This window comes from Roseovarius sp. THAF27 (assembly GCF_009363655.1).
In the GTDB taxonomy this organism is placed as follows: domain Bacteria; phylum Pseudomonadota; class Alphaproteobacteria; order Rhodobacterales; family Rhodobacteraceae; genus Roseovarius.
In genome coordinates this window covers 2371515-2388160 of record NZ_CP045393.1, presented here as the reverse complement: position 1 = coordinate 2388160, position 16646 = coordinate 2371515, and the positions used below count along the sequence as shown (strand labels likewise).

Below are 16646 nucleotides of genomic sequence, written 5' to 3'. Positions count from 1 at the left end.
AGGTCGATGCCTCCGGCGGGGATATTTGGAGCCAGGGGAAGGTCAGGTGTGGTTCTTTGTGGCCGAGGGGTGCGGAACGGGGCGATACCCGGCGGCCAGCGTGGCGACGATCGAGGCCGGGGTGAGCACGGTCGCGGGCCCCGTGCTGCGGGGCAAAGCGGCGGTGTATCCGCCGGGGGCGTAGCGCAGGAGACGTCCGCCCCAGACCAGGTGCGGCGCGTCTTCGTGCAGGATGAAGGCGCCGTCGGGCAGCGTTTCGAGGGCGCCCGTGTATCGGACCTGCTCGCGCCTGCGGGTGACGCGGTCACGGTGCATCAGGCGGTCGATCTCGGCCAGCGTCTCGGTGCCGTTGGCGGCGTGGAAAAGCGTAGCGAAGCGTCGAAACGCGGCGCGGCGGCATTCGCCGCAGGGGCGGTGACCGGCGGCAAATGCCGTGGGCTCGTCGAGAAAGAAAAGCTCGGTGTAGGCTCCGGGCTGCATGAGCTTGCGACGGCGGTTCTTGAAATCGAGCAGGCAGGTGACCCAGTGCGGGTGGCGCCAGCGGACCTTTCCCAACTGCAGATCGGCGTCATGCAGGATGCCGCGATTGCCCATGAGGGTGCCGCGTTCGGGCGTGGCCGCGATCTCACCAGTGGGCAGAATGCGGTTTTGCAGGGTCACGGTTGCTTCCTGGCGCGACGCTCTGCCCGTGCGGCCTTCATCCGCTGAACCCGGGAGAAGACGGTACGCGTGTCGGAGACGACCAGCCGCAGCATCGCGCGGGCAAGAGGTGCGATGGTCGCGTCGGCCTCGGACAGCAACCAGAGCCGGGCGAGCATGTTCTTGTCGAGGTCGCCCGACTTGAAGGAATAGCGGGTGACCGCAAAGGGCATGCTGTGGCGCTTTTCACCGGGTCGAAGGCTGAAGAGCTTTCGCCCGGAGAGCCCGCTGTAGCTGCGTTCGCTCTCGTAGAGCTTGATCGTGTCGAAGAGCACCGACAGCCCCATTCCGCAGGCGCGTTGGTCGCCGGTCCGGCCATGATCTGCAAAGGTGGTGGCGGAGGACACCATCCAACGCACGGGCATGTCCTTGACCAGGCGTGCGCCGTGCTCGGACCACAGGCGGAAAAACAGGCTCAGGGCCTCATCCGGCGGATCACGCCGGCGCAGCACCGCGATGAGGATCGCGTTCAGCACATGCGCCTCGCTGTAGCCGGCCAGTTGAGCGCTGAAATCCTCGTGCTTTTCATGGATGTCGCGCGTTTTCCGGCGCGGTGGCACGGGGCCGGGGGAAACCGTCGCCTGGAAGTAAGGCGAAAGATCCGCATCGACTGGCGGCAGCAGGTCTTGCCAATTGGTGAATTGGGTGCGCTTGCTCTCGAACCGTCTTACGAGAGAGGCAAATCCGCCGGGGTATACCTGGTCATCCATTGCGCCAGGATGATGCGAAGAGGCCCGTCACACCATCATTTCCTTTGTCGCCGACAGCTTGATCTCGGGGTAGTCCCGCTCGACGCGGTCGATGTCCCATTGCAGGCGGGTAAGGTAGACCGTGTCGCCGTCGTTATCGAGCGCGATGTGCTGCTTGTTGACATTGGTGAATTTCTCGACCGCTTCTTTCGGCCCGTGGACCCAGCGGGCGGAGGTGAATTGCGACGGCTCGAAGCGGACGGGCAGGCCGTATTCCAGCTCGATCCGGGAGCCCAGAACCTCGAATTGCAGCTGGCCCACGACGCCGACGATGAAGCCCGCGCCCATGGTGGGCTTGAAGACCTTGGCAGCCCCTTCCTCGGCGAATTGCATCAGGGCCTTTTCCAGGTGCTTGGCCTTCATAGGGTCGCCCGCGCGGCAGTTTTGCAGAAGTTCCGGCGCAAAGGAGGGGATGCCGGTGACGCGCAGGGCCTCGCCCTCGGTCAGGGTGTCGCCGATGCGCAGCTGGCCGTGGTTGGGGATGCCTATGATGTCGCCGGCCCAGGCCTCTTCGGCCAGTTCGCGGTCGGAGGCGAGAAAGAGGACGGGGGCGGAGACGGTCATGGGTTTCTTGGAGCGCACGTGGGTCAGTTTCATGCCGCGCTTGAAATGGCCCGATGCCATGCGCACGAAGGCGACGCGGTCGCGGTGCTTGGGGTCCATGTTGGCCTGCACCTTGAAGACGAATCCGGAAACCTTTGATTCTTCCGGTGAAATCTGGCGCGGCTCGGCCGATTGGGGCTGCGGTTCGGGACCATAGGTGCCGATGCCGTCCATCAGTTCCTTGACGCCGAAAGAGTTGATTGCGGAGCCGAACCAGATCGGCGTCATGTGCCCCTCGAGCACCGATTGCGGGTTCAGGTCGGGCAGCAATTCGCGGGCCATCTCGACGTCTTCGCGCAACTTTTCGACCAGGTGCGCAGGCACGTGATCGGCCAGTTTGGGATCGTCCAAGCCGTTGATTCCAACAGATTCCGCGACCTTGTTGCGGTCGGCGCGGTCCATCAGTTCAAGCCGGTCATTGAGCATGTCGTAGCAGCCGATGAAATCGCGCCCGACGCCGATGGGCCAGGAGGCCGGGGTCACGTCGATCGCCAGCATCTCCTGAATTTCATCAATGATTTCAAATGTATCGCGGCTTTCGCGGTCCATCTTGTTGCAGAAGGTCAGGATCGGCAGGTCGCGCAGGCGGCAGACCTCGAAGAGTTTCTGCGTCTGGCTTTCCACGCCCTTCGCGCCGTCGATCACCATCACGGCGGCATCGACGGCGGTGAGGGTGCGATAGGTGTCTTCGGAGAAGTCCGAGTGGCCGGGCGTGTCGACAAGGTTGAAGCGGAAGTCATTGAAATCGAAAGACATTGCGGAGGCCGAGACGGAAATGCCCCGGTCCTTTTCCATCTGCATGTAGTCCGAGCGCGTGCGCCGCGCCTCGCCCTTGGCGCGGACCTGTCCGGCCATCTGGATGGCGCCGCCGTAAAGCAGGAACTTCTCGGTCAGGGTGGTCTTGCCGGCATCGGGATGGCTGATGATGGCAAAGGTGCGCCGCCGGGCAATTTCGGCCGGCAGATCGGGGCGATTTGGGACGGTATCCAACATGAGCGACGCTATAGAGGCGGCGCGGGGCGGGTGCAAGATTCGCGCGTCGGTATCGCATCGGTATCCGGGTGGCATCGCGTCGGTGTCATCTTGGTGTGTGAGGATCATGCTGTCAGGATGTGGCCAGAAGCGGCGTCGGGCACGACGATGCCGATGGATCCGACAGGTTCGGTGTGGCACCGTTGGAACATAGGATGAACATCAACATAGGAGTTTCGACAGATGGACATGATGGAGATTGCGGAGGAACTGGTGGCCGGATGCCGCGAGGGCCGGGCAAAGGAGAACCTGGAACGGCTTTACGCCGCCGACGCGGTGTCGGTGGAGGCCGTCGACATGGGGCAGGGCCGCGAGACCCACGGGCTGGACGGGATCCGGGCCAAGCACGAGTGGTGGGAAGGCGCGATGGAGATGCTGGAGGCCGAGGTGACCGGGCCGATGTGGCATGGCGACGACCGCTTCGCGGTGATCTTCCGCTCGAAGGTCAAGGAGAGGGAGACCGGCAAGGTGTCGGACATGGAAGAGGTCGGCGTCTACACTGTTGCGGGCGGCAAGATCGTGCGCGAGGAGTTCTTCTACACCTATTCGGAGGTGTGAGGCAGCCTAGCGCGTCGAGGCGGCCTTGAGCAGCTTGGCCATGTCGGGCCGGACCTCGCCTTCGTTCACCTCGAATTCGAGGTGGGTCCGCCTGGCATGGCCGCCGCCGGGCAGGGCGCGGGCCAGTTCGTCGTTGAGCTCCTGCGGAAGGACGGCGCGGGTGCGCGTGTCGACCAGCAGGGTCTCGGCGGCGATGCCTTCGGCGTAGATGATCTGGTGGGTGTCGAAGAGAAGCTGGTAATAGTCGACGAAGCCGCCATCCTCCTGCACCACGGTATCGCCGTTCACAAGGTGGCGGGCGCGGATCAGAACCTCGGACCGGCCGGCGCCGAGCGCATCGGAGCGTTGATAGACGAACAATCGGTGATCGGGGCTGACCAGCAGGTCGCCGGTGTTGTTCATGACGCCCGCGCGGATGCGGATGGGCGAAAACTCTCCCACGGCGCGCACGGTGGATTGGCCGATCCAGCGTACCGGCTGGGGCCCGTCGTCGCGGGTGAGCACGCGGTCGCCGACCTTGAGATCCTCGATCGGGGTCTGGGCGCCGGAGGCCATGGTGATATGCGTGCCCTTGGAGAAGGAAACGCAGGCCACCTCGGCGAATTTCTGGCGCGCGTTAACGGTATCGATGCCGACAAGGCTGTAGCCGGTGCGGGGCTTCAATTGCGCCAGCGGGTGGGCATAGACCTGCGCCACGTCGCCGGCGGCGTCGACCTCGACCAGGATCAGGATCTCGGAGGTCTGGCCGTTGGCGGACATCACCGTCAGGCAGCTGTCGAGATGCACGGTGGCGCCGGGCGTGCCGAGGCGGGAGCCGTCCACGACGGTGAGGGCGTTGCCGTCGCCGGGAGCCAGCGACAGGCGGTGCAGGCGGGCGCCGACGCGCAGGTCGTAAGTGTCGTCGAGATCCAGCTCGTCGGCGAAGGATATGGAGTCGCCAAGGTTGGCACCGTTGATGACCGTGAAATCCGCCGCCCGGAGGACGGGGATGGCATAGGCCGGACGGTCTGGGCCCTTGGTCATGATCTTCCTTTGTCCTGTTACGGTCCGTTTGCGGACCTGCGCTGCCCTGATGTGACGGCATAGACTAGGATTATGGCGTCATGTGGTCAACATGGCGACGCGCGCGGGGGTTTCGCTGGTCCCGGCAGGGGCGGGAATGCTAACTGAGGGCAAACCATCGGGAGAGACTATCATGGACCTTGGAATAAAAGGTAAACGCGCGCTGGTCTGCGCATCGTCGAAAGGGCTCGGGCTGGGCTGTGCCCGGGCGCTGGCGGAGGCGGGCGTGGACCTGGTGTTGAACGCGCGGGGGGAAGAGGCACTGGAGGCCTCGGCCGAGGCCATTCGCGGCGACTTTGGCGTGGAGGTGATCACCGCGGCCTGCGACGTGACCACGCCGGACGGGCAAAAGAAGGTGATAAGTGCCGCGGAAGGTGTTGATATCCTTGTGACAAACGCGGGCGGCCCACCGCCGGGCAAGTGGACGGACTGGGACCGCGAGGATTTCATCAAGGCGCTGGATGCCAACATGCTGACGCCCATCGCCTTCATCAAGGCGCTGGTGCCGGGCATGATGGAGCGGGGCTGGGGCCGGGTGGTCAACATCACCTCGCAAAGCGTGAAGGCGCCGATCCCGGTGCTGGGGCTGAGCAATTCGGCCCGTGCGGGCCTGACCGGATATGTTGCCGGCACGGCCCGGCAGGTGGCGGGAAAAGGCGTTACGATCAACAACCTGCTGCCTGGCATTCATGCGACCGACCGGGCCGATTCGCTGGACAAGGGCGTCAGCGAGGCGCAGTCGATCAGCCTTGACGAGGCGCGGGCGCGACGGGCGGCGACGATCCCCGCGGGGCGCTATGGCACGGCCGAGGATTTCGGCGCGACCTGCGCGTTCCTGTGCAGTCGGCACGCGGGGTTCATCGTGGGGCAGAACATCCTTCTGGACGGCGGCGCGATCAACGCCACGCTTTAGGGGGGGGCAATTTTTGCGCAAAAATTGGGCCGGAAAATTCGAATTTTCCGGCTGCGCCCCTGAAAAACCCGGGATCTGCGGCGGATTGGTTCTTCCAACCGGCGGCGCAAGGGCATAGATACGGTTGACGTACATCCTGCGGGACCCCAGAAACGGGGCCGGGATAAGGGAGACATATCATGCTGAACAACATCGGCCTTCCGGGGCTTTTGCTGATCGCGGTGGTCGTGCTGGTTCTTTTCGGACGCGGCAAGATCTCTTCGCTGATGGGCGAAGTGGGCAAGGGCATCACCTCGTTCAAGAAGGGCGTCGCGGAAGGAAACAAGGAAGTCGAGGACGCCAGCAACGACGCGGCGGATTCGGCCCGGGACGTCACGCCCGAAGAAGACAAAGAAAAAGACAAGGCGTAACCCCTTAAATGTTCGACCTGGGCTGGACCGAGCTCATGGTGATTGGCATCGTCGCGCTGATCGTCGTGGGGCCGAAGGATTTGCCGGGCATGTTCCGCACCGTGGGACGGTTCGTGGGCAAGGCCAAGCAGATGGCGCGCGAATTCAGCCGGGCGATGAACGACGCGGCTGACGAGGCAGGCGTCAGCGAGGTGTCCAAGTCGTTGAAATCGGCCACAAACCCGGTGGGCGCGGCGATGGACGAGGTCAAGAAATCGACCGACAGTTTCACTGCCAAGACCATGGCCGGGCCTGCGCCCAAGCGGGCCGAGTTCGACGACGACCGCAAGGCGATGGTCGACAAAATCTCGAAACGCTCGGCCGAGATGGCCGAGGAGCGCAAGACGGCGGAAGAGGCGGTGAAGGCCAAGGCGGCGGAGGCCGACGCGCCGAAGCCTGCTGCGGAGAAGGCCGACAGCACGGCCAAACCGGCACCGGCCAAGAAGATGCCGGCCAAGAAGCCGGCAGCGAAATCCACGCCCAAGAAGGCGGCGCCGAAGAAGAGCGCGGCGAAGAAACTTGCGACCAAGAAGTCCGCCTCGGATAAACCTGCATGAGCGCCACCGACGACGACGACATCGAGATGAGCTCGGCCCCGCTGATCGAGCATCTGGCGGAGTTGCGCACGCGGCTGATCCGGTCGGTGCTGGCATTTCTGGTGGGGATCGTTCTGGCCTTTGTCGTGGCCGAGCCGATCCTGCAATTCCTGCTGGGGCCGATCGAGGCGACGCTGCGGACGCTGGGCGATCCGTCGCCGACGCTGCAATATACCAGTCCGCAGGAATACCTGTTTACGCTGTTCCGAATCTCGATGGTCTTTGGCTTCATGCTGGCCTTTCCGGTGATCGCGGCGCAGATGTGGCGGTTCGTGGCGCCGGGGCTTTACCGCAACGAGAAGGCGGCGTTCCTGCCGTTCATCGTCGCGTCGCCGATCATGTTCCTCCTGGGGGCGGCGTTCGCGCATTTCGTGGTGACGCCGCTGGCGATGAACTTTTTCCTGGGGTTCGCGGATGTGAGCTCGATCTTCGCCAACCTGCTGACCGGCGCGATCGGCGAGGTCGAGACGGTGGCGGACCCGAACCTGCCGGTGGTGCCCGACAACCTGGGCGCGGTGGTGCCGGAGACCGACGAGGGCATTCGCATCACCTTTTTCGGGAAGGTGAACGAAAGCCTGGATATCACGCTGAAATTCATCATGGCCTTCGGTATCTGTTTCCAGTTGCCGGTGCTGCTGACGCTGATGGGCAAGGCCGGGCTGGTCAGCGCCGAGGGGTTGGGCGGCGTGCGGAAATACGCCATGGTGGGCATCCTGGTGTTGGCCGCCCTGGTGACGCCGCCGGACGTGGTGACGCAGCTGATCCTCTTCACGGTGGTGTACGGGCTTTACGAGATTTCCATCTTCCTCGTGCGGCGGGTCGAGAAGACGCGCGAGCAGAAACTGCGCGCCGAGGGCGTGTGGTTCGAGGATGACGACGCCGACGAGGTGGACCCGATGGAGGCCGAGTTCGACGCCGACGACGAGGATGACGGCGGCGACCTGGACGATCTGGGCGAAGACCGGAGCAAGACATGACCGCAGACCCGATGGAACGGATCGCCGCCGCGCTGGAGCGGATGAGCCCGGCGCCGTTGGAGGCCCCGGATTTCGACGCCGCCGATGCGTTCGTGTGGCATGTGGAGCCGGACCGGCTGCATCCCGTGCGCGACGTGAACCGGGTCGACATGGAGCTGCTGGTGGGGATCAACCGCTCGCGCGATACGCTGCTGGACAACACGCGGCATTTCGCCAAGGGGCTGCCGGCCAACAACGCGCTCTTGTGGGGTGCGCGGGGCATGGGAAAGTCGAGCCTGGTGAAGGCGGTGCATGCCGCCGTGCGGGCCGAGGGGCACGACCTGAAGATCGTGGAATTGCAGCGCGAGGACCTGCCGAGCGTGGGGCGGCTGCTGAACATCCTGCGGGGCAGCGACGCGCGGTTCATCCTGTTCTGCGACGACCTGAGCTTTGGCCATGACGACCAGCATTACAAGTCGCTGAAGGCGGTGCTGGATGGCGGGATCGAGGGGCGGCCCGAGAACGTGGTGTTCTATGCCACGTCGAACCGCCGCCACCTGATGCCGCGCGACATGATCGAGAACGAGCGGTCGAGCGCGATCAACCCCAGCGAGGCGACGGAAGAGAAGGTCTCGTTGTCCGACAGGTTCGGGCTGTGGCTGGGCTTTCATCCGTGCGACCAGGACGAGTACCTGTCGATGATCCGGGGCTATTGCGAGGCACACGGAATCGAGATCGACGACGCCACGCTGCGGGCCGAGGCCATCGAATGGCAGGCGACGCGCGGGTCCCGCTCGGGCCGGGTGGCGTGGCAGTATTTCACCGACCTTGCGGGGCGGCAGGGCGTGAGCCTCTGAGGGGTTTCCCGAGTATTTCCGGAACGAGGAGACGGGGCGGAGGCCGCGCCTGTTTTGATCTGGTTTGCGGCGGTGGGGTGGAACCCCACCCTACGATGACGCCGGCATTGTTGCTGCGGCAGCAATGGTATCGCCGAGTTCATTGCTGGCGCGGAATAAAGGCGCGGCAAGCTGTAAGGTGGCGGTGGCCGAGGCTGTCGGTAGGCGTGGTGGGGTGAAACCCCACCCTACGTTGTTGCGGTCAGAGCAATGATATCTTGGGAATTATTGTTTGGCCGGGTGCGCGACCTGCCGCAATGCGCCTATTGCAGATAGGGCAGGGGATCGACGCTGTCGAAGCCCTCGCGCACCTCGAAATGCAGCGCGGCGGTGCCTTCGCTGCGGATCGAGGCAAGCTGGCCGCCGCGGGCGATCTGCTCGCCCTTGGACACTCTGACCTTGTCGACATTGGAATAGACCGTCAGCAGGTTGTCGGCGTGCTTGACCACGATGATCGGCACGCCGTTGGTGTCCTTGGTGATGGCGGCGACGGTGCCGGCCTCGGCGGCGCGCACCGGCGTGCCAGCTGGGGCGGCGATGTCGATGCCGTCGTTGCGGCCCTTGGCATATTCGCGGATGATGTCGCCCTTGACCGGGTAGGCCATGCGCGCGTCGCTGTTGGCGGTCGCGGTGTTGGTGCCCAGATCGGGGGCGGCGGTGCTTTCCACGGGCTTGGCCGCGGGCACGGTTTCCTCTTGCGGCAGCGGTTGCGCCGCCGAGGGCGGGGTGGGCGTGGGCGAGCCCTGGCCCGGCACGGTGGTTTCCAGCGAGGTGGTCTGCACCTCGTCGGGCGCGGCGTCGGGCAGGGCCACGGGGATCAGCAGGTATTGCCCCTCGCGCACGGCGAAATCGGTGCCGAGGCCGTTCCAGTCAGCCAGGCTGCGCACCGACACGTCGTAAAGCCGTGCGATGGTGAAGGCGGTTTCGCCGCGCTGGACCTGGTGGCGGACAGGCTCGACGCCGGACTGGCCACGGTCGAGGCTGCGGTTGGTCGTGCTGGTGCGTCCCGCGCTGGCATTTTCGATGGCATTGCCGGCGACCGAGGCGATATCGACGCCCGGACGCGGCGTGAGAGGCCCGCCGGTGGGTTCGGCGACGCGGCCGGGCAGGGCGATGATCTCGCCGTCGCGCAGGGTGTCGCCCGGCTGAATGCCGTTGTAGCGCGAGAGTTCCCCCACATCCGCGCCGATGCGCCGTGCGAGGCTTTGCAGGGTGTCGCCGCGGCGGGCGACGGCGACCTGGTAATTGGGATAGGAGATGATGCCGCGGCTGTCGGGGGTGGGCCGGCTGGCGCTGGCGTTGCGCGCGGCCTCGGCGGTGCCCGGGCCACCGTCGCGCATGTCGATGTCGAAATTGTCGCATCCGGCCACGGCCAGCAGCGCCACGGCGCAAACGAGGGGTCGCATGGGGGTCTTGAAGTGGCTCATCTCGATCTTGTCCTCATCTCGGTCCCCTTGTTGGCCGGGGATCAAAGCGGTGACCGGGACGGTCCCGGCCGTTGGTTCTGTCCTGTCCTGTCAGTCCCGGCCCAAGCCTTCGAGCAGGGGCACGAAACGCACCGGGCGCAGTTCGTCATAGTCGAAGCCCGTCTCGGACCGGGTGACCCGGATCAGGCTTTGTACCGCGTCGGACTGCCCCACGGGTACCACCATGATACCCCCGATTTTCAACTGCGCCAAGAGCGGCCCGGGCGGATCCTCGGCCGCGGCCGTCACGAGGATGCGGTCGAACGGGGCCTGTTCGGGCAGGCCGAAGCTGCCATCCGCCGTGAGGGCGGTGATGTTGGTCAGGTCCAGCGCCTGAAATATGGCGCTGGCATCGGTGACCAGCGCCTTGTGCCGGTCGACGGTATAGACGCGGCGGGCAAGCTGGCTGAGGATCGCGGCCTGGTAGCCCGAGCCGGTGCCGACCTCGAGCACCTTGTCGCGGGGCGTGACGCGCAGGGCCTGCGTCATCAGGCCGACGACGGAGGGCTGCGATATGGTCTGGCCGCAGGTGATGGGCAGGGGCATGTCCTCGTAGGCGCGGGTGGCGAAGTGGCCGCGCACGAAGGCGCCGCGGTCGATCTTTTCCATTGCCGTCAGGACGCGCTTGTCGGTCACCCCGCGCGAGCGCAGCGCGAAGAGAAACTGCATCTTGCGTTCGGCGATATCGTCGGCGTCGTCGGTCATCAGCGTCATTCGATCGCCTTGAGCGCGTCGAGCGCGTCATGGGCGGTAAGATCGGCGCGCATGGGCGTGACGGAAATATAGCCCTTGAGGTTCCAGTCGGCATCGGTGCCGTCGGCGGTGGGCTCGCCCTGTGGCGCGCCGGTGACCCACAGGAAACGGCGGCCCGATGGCGAGGTCGTGGGCTGCACGCCGAAGCCCATGTCGCGGCGAAAACCCTGGCGGCAGGCGCGGATACCCTGCACCTCGGCGCCGGGGATGGGCGGGAAGTTGACGTTGTAGAAGATGCCGTAATCGTCCTGCGTCCAGACGCCCTTGTCCAGCAAGGTGCGCAGGGTGGCGAGGCCGTGCTGGCGGCTTGATTCGAACTTGTCGTCGAGATCTCGGTTGCGGGGGCCGTAATACTGGCTGAGGGCAACGGCTGGATAGCCCTGAAGCGCGGCTTCCATGGCGGCGCCGACGGTGCCGGAATAGACCGCGTTCTCGGCCGCGTTGTTGCCGCGGTTGACGCCCGAGAGGATCAGGTCGGGGGGCGTGTCCTTCATCACGTCGTGGATGGCGGCCAGCACGCAGTCGGCGGGAGAGCCTTGCGCGGCGAAGCGGCGCTCGTCCATCTGGCTGATCATCATCGGCGTCGTGTAGGAAATGCAGTGGCCGACGCCCGATTGCTCGAAGGCGGGGGCCACGGTCCAGACCTCGCCCGAGGGGCCGGCAAGGTCGGTTGCGATCTCTTCCAGAACGGCGAGGCCGGGGGCCGAGATGCCGTCGTCATTGGTGATGAGAATGCGCAAGGGGCTGCTCCTGCCTGCAAGGGAGATTGGCGGGGTTTCGCCTTGTGTAGCTGCGCGGCGGGCAGGGAGCAAGCGCTGCCCGGCACGACGGGAGAGGGCCGGTCCGAGGCGCGACCACAGGGCAACAGGAGGCGCGTGTCGCGTGGGGGGCAGGCGTCGGAGATGAGTATTGTTGGCAAGAAAAACCGGCGGCGGAGCGGATGCAACGGTCGATACAATGCGCCTGGCAAAGACCTGCAATCGCCGGGACGCCTCGCAGTCTGCCAAGCGTGTTGCGGGGCTTAACGGGACCGCGTCTTGTGTCTATGCCGTCGCCGCGTCAGGACTGTAAGAGGCAGGTCGCCGACCTCAGTAGCTAAGTTCTGCGGCGAAAAGGCTGGCGATTTCGTCGCGTGTGAGCCGCGACGGTGCTTCTTCGACCGGTGCTTCAGCCTGTTGGCCGCGATTTGTCAGAACACTGATAAGCATGCGCATCTGTGGTCCCCTGTCTTTTCTGCGCCCCCGCGACGGAAGAGACGGAACACGCTGGCGGAAAGTTTCAGAGAAATGCAGAAATTTCTGCAATGAACAGGCAAGGTATTGTTTTTACATATATTAATTTAGGGGTAATGGGGTCTGTCGCCCATACAACAGCGTTATCTGGCGTGTCTGCGCACTTGTTAACCAAGAAGACAGGCCCGTGTGCTGGCACTTGCCAGATGGGTGCAACCAAGCCTGTCGGGTGTTACAGGATCTCCGGCAACAGCCGTGCGGCGACGTCGGGCGCGGAGGGCAGTGCCTCGCGGTCCTCGCCCGGGAAAAACCGCGCGCGGGTCGCGGTGGCGATGGGGCCGGGGTCGAGCACCTGCACCTTGGGCCCGAGCTTGACGGTTTCAGCCTGCCAACTGCGGGCAAGGGCGATCTGGGCGGCCTTGGTGGCGCCGTAGGTGCCGAAGAATTTCTGCCCGGCGCGGGGGTCGTCGAAGAAGACGGCGCGGCCGGTTTCGCCCAGAAGCGGGCTGATGAAACCGATGAGGCGGGCGACCGCGTCGACATTGGTGTTGAGCGAGTTGCGCCAATCCTTGGCATCGATCTGATGCGTGGGGGTCATCGGGGCGGCGTGAACGGCGGTGTGCACCCAGAGGTCGAGCGCGCCCCAGCGGTCGTAGATCGAGCGGCAGAGCTGGGCCATGGCGGCCTCGGTGTTGATGTCCATGGGCGCCAGCGTCGCGTCGCCGCCCTGCGCCTTGATGCGGTCGTCAAGCTCTTCCAGCGCGCCGGTGGTGCGGGCGACGGCGACGATGTGATGCGTCGGCGCAAGGGCCTGGGCGAGCGCCGCGCCAAGACCACGCGAGGCGCCGGTCACGAGGGCGAGTTTGCGAGATGCTGCGTCATTCATGCCCTGCCAAATCTCATCCCGGCCCGCCAATATCAAGCGTAATCCGCTTGACACTTGGCCCGGCGCACCCAAAAAAGGCGGGTGAAACGAGACAGGAAAGGACAGTGCCATGGCGGATACCGTTTTGAGCAAGGCCGTGATCGGCCACGAAGGTTTGACGAAGAAACTGGGGCTGGTGATCGGCGGCTCGCTGTTCATTGCCATGGCGGCGCAGGTGAGCATCCCGTTCTTCCCGGTGCCGATGACGTTGCAGACGCTGGCGATCCTGATCGTCGGGTTGACCTTCGGCTCGCAGCTGGGGCTGGCGACGCTGGTCACCTACCTGGGCTATGGCGCGATGGGCCTGCCGGTGTTTGCCAACGGTGCCTCGGGCGCGGCGCTGATGGGGCCGACTGCCGGGTTCCTGTATGGCTTTGTCGCGATGGCGTTCCTGGCCGGTCTGGCCGTGGAAAAGGGGCTGGCACGGGGTGTCGTGTCGACCGCCGCGGTTGCCATGGCGATTTCGGCGCTGTTGTATGTCCCCGGGCTGGCCTGGCCGGCATTGGTGATGGGCACGACGATGCCCGACCTCTGGGCTGGCTGGATGGCGCCGTTCCTGCTGGGTGACGCGGTCAAGGCCGTGATCGCGGCGATGGTCGTCTGGGGCGGCTGGAAAGCGGTTCGGGCGCGCAAGGGCTGAGCCCCGATAGATAGCTTTTTGAAGCGCCGTCCCGGATCGGGGCGGCGTTTTTCGTTTGGGCGGGGTGGCAGAATTTGCGTAAATTCTGCGCCGGAAAATGCGTATTTTCCGGGGCGTTTTCTGCGCAGAAAACGGCTCAGGCGCTTTCGTGGAGGTCTTTCAGGGCGGCTTCGCAGAGGCCCAGCTCCAGCCATTGGCAGCCGGCGCAAAGCTGCGAGAGCGCGCCGGGCGGGAGGTTCGCCACGATACGGCTCTTGGCCTCGCCCCATGTCAGGCGGGTGCCGATGAAAAGACCGAGCGCTTTTGCGTGGCGGGTGTCGAGCGCGGTGATCTTGTCTTGCGATGTGCAGAGACTGCCGCGCCGCTTGGGGCAGGGGGCGCAGATATCGTCGGTGGCGCCGACGACTTCGATCATCGTGTCATCGCCGCCGGGCGCGCGCAGGCGACCCTCGACGATGCGGGCCATGTTGGCGGTGAACGCGTCTGAATAGCCCTTGCCCCGGAACCCCAGCGAGCAGAGGAAATGATGCGGGCGGTAGCGAAGGGGCGTTTCGGCCATGCAAGGCATGTGCCCTGACGGGCGGGGCGCCGTCAAGCCTCAGCCCTTGGGCATTTCCAGCGTCGTCGTGTTGGCGCCGCGTGCGATGACGAGCTTGCCTTCCTTGATCGCCACAACCTTGGCGTTGCCGATGGTTGCGCCCTTGGTGACGGTCGCGATCTTGCCCGAGGCCGTGCGGATCAGTGCGCGGTCGCCATCGGGTTTCAGGAAGGTTCCGAGCAGCGCGAGGCGCCCCGAGGGGAGCGCGTTCTTGTCGGTCGCCGTCTCGAGTGTTTCGCGGGGTGTGTCGGTCTCGGATGCCATTCTTTGCCTGTTCGCGTTGCGTGGGTGAACGCGCGGCATCTAAGGGCGACTCAGGGCAATGAAAACCCAAGTTTTCAAGTATCGGCGGATTGGCGCTGCGTTGCAGCATGGGATTGGCGGAGGGGCGCTTATCCGCCCTTGCGGGATGCTGAGCCGAGAGGCAAGGCCGGTTTATTCGGCGGCTTTGAGCTCGAATCCCTTTTCGATCTGGTCCGACGGCTCGACCGGGTAGTCGCCCGAGAAGCAGGCGTCGCAATATTGCGGACAGCCGGTGTCGCGGCCCTTGGCCTCGCCCACGGCGCGGTAGAGACCGTCGAGCGAGATGAACTTGAGGCTGTCCACGGCGAGGTGGTCGCGCATCTCGTCCTCGGACATGGTGGCGGCCAGCAGTTTCTCGCGGTTGGGCGTGTCGACGCCGTAGAAACAGGGCCAGGCGGTGGGGGGCGACGCGATGCGGAAATGCACCTCGGCGGCGCCGGCATCGAGGATCATTTCCTTGATCTTGCGCGAGGTGGTGCCGCGCACGACGCTGTCATCGACGAGGATCACGCGCTTGCCCTGGATGAGTGCGCGATTTACGTTGAGCTTGAGCCGGACGCCCATGTTGCGGATCTGCTCGGTCGGTTCGATGAAGGTGCGGCCCATGTACTGGTTGCGGATGATGCCCATGGCGTAGGGAATGCCGCTTTCCTGGCTGAAGCCGATGGCGGCGGGGGTCCCGGAATCGGGTACAGGGCAGACGAGATCGGCCTCGACCGGGCTTTCCTTGGCCAATTCCACGCCGATCTGGCGGCGCGTTTCATAGACCGAGCGGCCGCCGATGATGGAATCGGGGCGCGAGAAATAGACATGTTCGAAGATGCAGAAGCGCGAGCGGCGCGGGCGGAAGGGCCGGTGGCTTTCGACGCCCTCCTCGTTGATGACGACCATCTCGCCCGGTTCGATCTCGCGCACGAACTGGGCGCCGATGATGTCGAGCGCGCAGGTTTCCGAGCTGAGGACCCAGCCGTCGCCGACCTGGCCCAGCACCAACGGTCGCACGCCCAGCGGGTCGCGCACGCCAATGAGCTTGGTGCGGGTCATGGCGACGATGGAAAACGCGCCCTCGACCCGGCGCAGCGCGTCTTCCATGCGTTCGGGGATGTTGCGTTGCAGCGAGCGGGCCATCAGGTGGATGATGCACTCGGTGTCGGAATTCGACTGGAAGATCGAGCCGCGCTCGATCAACTCGCGGCGCAGGGCGTTGGCGTTGGTGATGTTGCCGTTATGGGCAATCGCCGCCCCGCCCATGGCGAATTCGCCGAAGAAGGGCTGCACGTCGCGGATCACCGGGTTCTTGCCGCCGGCGGTGGAATAGCGCACGTGGCCGATGGAGAGCGGGCCGGGCAGGGTTTCCATCAGCGACTGGCGGGTGAAGTTGTCGCGCACGTAGCCGAAGCGGCGGGCGGAGTTGAAGCCCTGTTCGGGGTCGTGGGAGACGATGCCGCCGGCCTCTTGCCCGCGATGTTGCAGGGCGTGCAGGCCGAGGGCCACGAAATTGGCGGCGTCGGTGACACCGATCACCCCGAAGACGCCGCATTCCTCGCGCAGTTTGTCCTCGTCGCCGGTGTCGCGCACCGCGTCGAAGTCGAAAGGATGGGCAGGGGGCATTTGCTTGTCGGACAAGGGGCAGCTCCGAATCCGTGGACGCTTGGGCACTAGATAGTGGGTCGGGGAGGATATGTCACGAAACTATCATGTGAAATTTTGCGTCGTGACGCGACGTGTCGAACGGGCGACGGTTATCCGGGTAAAAATGCGAGCCATCAATAGCGAGACAGGACCGCGCCCGCGGCAACCAGCATGGCGGCGAGCACGCGTTGCAGCGAGACATCGCGCGGCGTCAGGCCGAAAAACCCGAAATGGTCGATCAGCAGGGCGGCGATCATCTGGCCCAGGATCAGCACGGTGGTGGTGGTCAGTACGCCCAGGATCGGCACCGCCCAGAGCGCGGACCAGACATAGACCGCCCCGAGCGCGCCGCCGATCAGAAGATATTTCGGCACGAAGGGCGCGCGGGCCAGGGCCGGGCCGTCGCCGTGGACGATCGAGAGCGCCAGTAGGATGAAGAACCCGACGCCGAACGAGATCGTGGCGGCGGCCAGCGTGCTGTCGATGGAGCGCCCCAGGGCGGAGTTGATCGGGGCCTGCATGGCGATGAAGGACCCGCAGACCGCGATCAGGATCGCCGCGAAGAGGGGGGCGGAGGGCAAGAC

Annotated in this window: 20 protein-coding genes; 7 read left to right on the top strand and 13 right to left on the bottom strand. The window is 65.2% G+C overall.

The window, feature by feature from the left end:
- Nucleotides 1-42 precede the first annotated feature (42 nt).
- The 3 genes from FIU89_RS11890 to FIU89_RS11880 are packed head-to-tail and all read right to left on the bottom strand — an operon-like array spanning nucleotide 43 to nucleotide 3044.
- Entirely contained in the window at nucleotides 43-660 is a 618-nt protein-coding gene (locus FIU89_RS11890) for a hypothetical protein (RefSeq protein WP_152492795.1), read from the bottom strand.
- Nucleotides 657-1409 (bottom strand): hypothetical protein, encoded by a 753-nt coding sequence (locus FIU89_RS11885; RefSeq protein WP_152492794.1) that lies wholly within the window; start codon nucleotides 1407-1409, stop codon nucleotides 657-659. The genes FIU89_RS11890 and FIU89_RS11885 overlap by 4 nt, the downstream gene beginning before the upstream one ends.
- Before the next feature lie 27 nt (nucleotides 1410-1436).
- On the bottom strand, nucleotides 1437-3044 hold the full coding sequence (locus FIU89_RS11880) for a peptide chain release factor 3 (RefSeq protein WP_152492793.1): 1608 nt from the start codon (nucleotides 3042-3044) through the stop codon (nucleotides 1437-1439).
- A 222-nt stretch (nucleotides 3045-3266) separates the two neighbouring features.
- On the opposite strand from FIU89_RS11880, the gene FIU89_RS11875 reads away from it, so the two are divergent.
- Nucleotides 3267-3641 carry a nuclear transport factor 2 family protein gene (locus FIU89_RS11875; RefSeq protein ID WP_152492792.1) on the top strand — a complete coding sequence of 125 codons (375 nt, stop codon included), beginning with the start codon at nucleotides 3267-3269 and terminating at the stop codon, nucleotides 3639-3641.
- A 6-nt stretch (nucleotides 3642-3647) separates the two neighbouring features.
- Here the strand turns inward: FIU89_RS11875 and FIU89_RS11870 are convergent, their stop codons facing one another.
- The gene (locus FIU89_RS11870; RefSeq protein WP_152492791.1) at nucleotides 3648-4664 is read right to left on the bottom strand and encodes a Hint domain-containing protein; all 1017 of its coding nucleotides are present in this window, start codon (nucleotides 4662-4664) and stop codon (nucleotides 3648-3650) included.
- A gap of 172 nt (nucleotides 4665-4836) precedes the next feature.
- On the opposite strand from FIU89_RS11870, the gene FIU89_RS11865 reads away from it, so the two are divergent.
- From FIU89_RS11865 to FIU89_RS11845, 5 genes are all read left to right on the top strand, one after another.
- Nucleotides 4837-5616, top strand: coding sequence for an SDR family oxidoreductase (locus FIU89_RS11865; protein ID WP_152492790.1), 780 nt, complete (start codon nucleotides 4837-4839; stop codon nucleotides 5614-5616).
- 179 nt (nucleotides 5617-5795) lie between these two features.
- Complete coding sequence (locus tag FIU89_RS11860) at nucleotides 5796-6026, top strand: twin-arginine translocase TatA/TatE family subunit (protein WP_152492789.1); 231 nt, start codon at nucleotides 5796-5798, stop codon at nucleotides 6024-6026.
- Nucleotides 6027-6034: 8 nt separating this feature from the next.
- Nucleotides 6035-6622: a Sec-independent protein translocase protein TatB gene (gene tatB / locus FIU89_RS11855; protein ID WP_152492788.1), complete on the top strand. Its 588-nt coding sequence runs from the start codon at nucleotides 6035-6037 to the stop codon at nucleotides 6620-6622.
- On the top strand, nucleotides 6619-7638 hold the full coding sequence (locus tag FIU89_RS11850) for a twin-arginine translocase subunit TatC (protein ID WP_152492787.1): 1020 nt from the start codon (nucleotides 6619-6621) through the stop codon (nucleotides 7636-7638). Before tatB ends, FIU89_RS11850 begins: the two co-directional genes overlap by 4 nt.
- A complete protein-coding gene (locus FIU89_RS11845) occupies nucleotides 7635-8474 on the top strand; it encodes an ATP-binding protein (RefSeq protein WP_152492786.1) in 840 nt (279 codons plus the stop codon). The genes FIU89_RS11850 and FIU89_RS11845 overlap by 4 nt, the downstream gene beginning before the upstream one ends.
- Before the next feature lie 302 nt (nucleotides 8475-8776).
- Here FIU89_RS11845 and FIU89_RS11840 read toward each other — a convergent pair whose 3' ends face one another.
- The 5 genes from FIU89_RS11840 to FIU89_RS11825 all read right to left on the bottom strand — a co-directional run bounded on the left by FIU89_RS11840 (nucleotide 8777) and on the right by FIU89_RS11825 (nucleotide 12850).
- Entirely contained in the window at nucleotides 8777-9919 is a 1143-nt protein-coding gene (locus tag FIU89_RS11840) for a peptidoglycan DD-metalloendopeptidase family protein (protein ID WP_254701656.1), read from the bottom strand.
- A gap of 111 nt (nucleotides 9920-10030) precedes the next feature.
- Nucleotides 10031-10684, bottom strand: a complete 654-nt coding sequence (locus FIU89_RS11835; protein WP_057790311.1) for a protein-L-isoaspartate(D-aspartate) O-methyltransferase — start codon at nucleotides 10682-10684, stop codon at nucleotides 10031-10033.
- Between the two features lie 5 nt (nucleotides 10685-10689).
- The gene (gene surE / locus FIU89_RS11830; RefSeq protein WP_152492784.1) at nucleotides 10690-11472 is read right to left on the bottom strand and encodes a 5'/3'-nucleotidase SurE; all 783 of its coding nucleotides are present in this window, start codon (nucleotides 11470-11472) and stop codon (nucleotides 10690-10692) included.
- A gap of 348 nt (nucleotides 11473-11820) precedes the next feature.
- Nucleotides 11821-11946 (bottom strand): hypothetical protein, encoded by a 126-nt coding sequence (locus tag FIU89_RS22825; protein WP_302848991.1) that lies wholly within the window; start codon nucleotides 11944-11946, stop codon nucleotides 11821-11823.
- Between the two features lie 250 nt (nucleotides 11947-12196).
- Nucleotides 12197-12850: an SDR family oxidoreductase gene (locus tag FIU89_RS11825; protein ID WP_152492783.1), complete on the bottom strand. Its 654-nt coding sequence runs from the start codon at nucleotides 12848-12850 to the stop codon at nucleotides 12197-12199.
- 109 nt (nucleotides 12851-12959) lie between these two features.
- Here FIU89_RS11825 and FIU89_RS11820 point away from each other — a divergent pair, with 109 nt between their 5' ends.
- Nucleotides 12960-13529: a biotin transporter BioY gene (locus FIU89_RS11820; protein ID WP_152492782.1), complete on the top strand. Its 570-nt coding sequence runs from the start codon at nucleotides 12960-12962 to the stop codon at nucleotides 13527-13529.
- 136 nt (nucleotides 13530-13665) lie between these two features.
- On the opposite strand, the gene FIU89_RS11815 is transcribed toward FIU89_RS11820, so the two are convergent.
- From FIU89_RS11815 to FIU89_RS11800, 4 genes are all read right to left on the bottom strand, one after another.
- A complete protein-coding gene (locus FIU89_RS11815; protein WP_152492781.1) occupies nucleotides 13666-14088 on the bottom strand; it encodes a DUF1284 domain-containing protein in 423 nt (140 codons plus the stop codon).
- 39 nt (nucleotides 14089-14127) lie between these two features.
- Entirely contained in the window at nucleotides 14128-14391 is a 264-nt protein-coding gene (locus tag FIU89_RS11810; protein WP_152492780.1) for a hypothetical protein, read from the bottom strand.
- Nucleotides 14392-14562: 171 nt separating this feature from the next.
- Nucleotides 14563-16041 carry an amidophosphoribosyltransferase gene (gene purF, locus FIU89_RS11805; protein WP_152494501.1) on the bottom strand — a complete coding sequence of 493 codons (1479 nt, stop codon included), beginning with the start codon at nucleotides 16039-16041 and terminating at the stop codon, nucleotides 14563-14565.
- A gap of 155 nt (nucleotides 16042-16196) precedes the next feature.
- On the bottom strand, nucleotides 16197-16643 hold the full coding sequence (locus tag FIU89_RS11800; protein WP_254701655.1) for a DMT family transporter: 447 nt from the start codon (nucleotides 16641-16643) through the stop codon (nucleotides 16197-16199).
- Nucleotides 16644-16646: the final 3 nt, after the last annotated feature.

Bases quoted from the DNA above. Each gene is read 5' to 3' on its own strand.
- FIU89_RS11885 (WP_152492794.1), bottom strand. From the start codon at position 1,409: ATGGATGACCAGGTATACCCCGGCGGATTTGCCTCTCTCGTAAGACGG.
- FIU89_RS11880 (WP_152492793.1), bottom strand. From the start codon at position 3,044: ATGTTGGATACCGTCCCAAATCGCCCCGATCTGCCGGCCGAAATTGCC.
- FIU89_RS11875 (WP_152492792.1), top strand. From the start codon at position 3,267: ATGGACATGATGGAGATTGCGGAGGAACTGGTGGCCGGATGCCGCGAG.
- FIU89_RS11870 (WP_152492791.1), bottom strand. From the start codon at position 4,664: ATGACCAAGGGCCCAGACCGTCCGGCCTATGCCATCCCCGTCCTCCGG.
- FIU89_RS11865 (WP_152492790.1), top strand. From the start codon at position 4,837: ATGGACCTTGGAATAAAAGGTAAACGCGCGCTGGTCTGCGCATCGTCG.
- FIU89_RS11860 (WP_152492789.1), top strand. From the start codon at position 5,796: ATGCTGAACAACATCGGCCTTCCGGGGCTTTTGCTGATCGCGGTGGTC.
- tatB (WP_152492788.1), top strand. From the start codon at position 6,035: ATGTTCGACCTGGGCTGGACCGAGCTCATGGTGATTGGCATCGTCGCG.
- FIU89_RS11850 (WP_152492787.1), top strand. From the start codon at position 6,619: ATGAGCGCCACCGACGACGACGACATCGAGATGAGCTCGGCCCCGCTG.
- FIU89_RS11845 (WP_152492786.1), top strand. From the start codon at position 7,635: ATGACCGCAGACCCGATGGAACGGATCGCCGCCGCGCTGGAGCGGATG.
- FIU89_RS11840 (WP_254701656.1), bottom strand. From the start codon at position 9,919: ATGCGACCCCTCGTTTGCGCCGTGGCGCTGCTGGCCGTGGCCGGATGC.
- FIU89_RS11835 (WP_057790311.1), bottom strand. From the start codon at position 10,684: ATGACCGACGACGCCGACGATATCGCCGAACGCAAGATGCAGTTTCTC.
- FIU89_RS22825 (WP_302848991.1), bottom strand. From the start codon at position 11,946: ATGCGCATGCTTATCAGTGTTCTGACAAATCGCGGCCAACAGGCTGAA.
- FIU89_RS11825 (WP_152492783.1), bottom strand. From the start codon at position 12,850: ATGAATGACGCAGCATCTCGCAAACTCGCCCTCGTGACCGGCGCCTCG.
- FIU89_RS11820 (WP_152492782.1), top strand. From the start codon at position 12,960: ATGGCGGATACCGTTTTGAGCAAGGCCGTGATCGGCCACGAAGGTTTG.
- FIU89_RS11815 (WP_152492781.1), bottom strand. From the start codon at position 14,088: ATGGCCGAAACGCCCCTTCGCTACCGCCCGCATCATTTCCTCTGCTCG.
- FIU89_RS11810 (WP_152492780.1), bottom strand. From the start codon at position 14,391: ATGGCATCCGAGACCGACACACCCCGCGAAACACTCGAGACGGCGACC.
- purF (WP_152494501.1), bottom strand. From the start codon at position 16,041: ATGCCCCCTGCCCATCCTTTCGACTTCGACGCGGTGCGCGACACCGGC.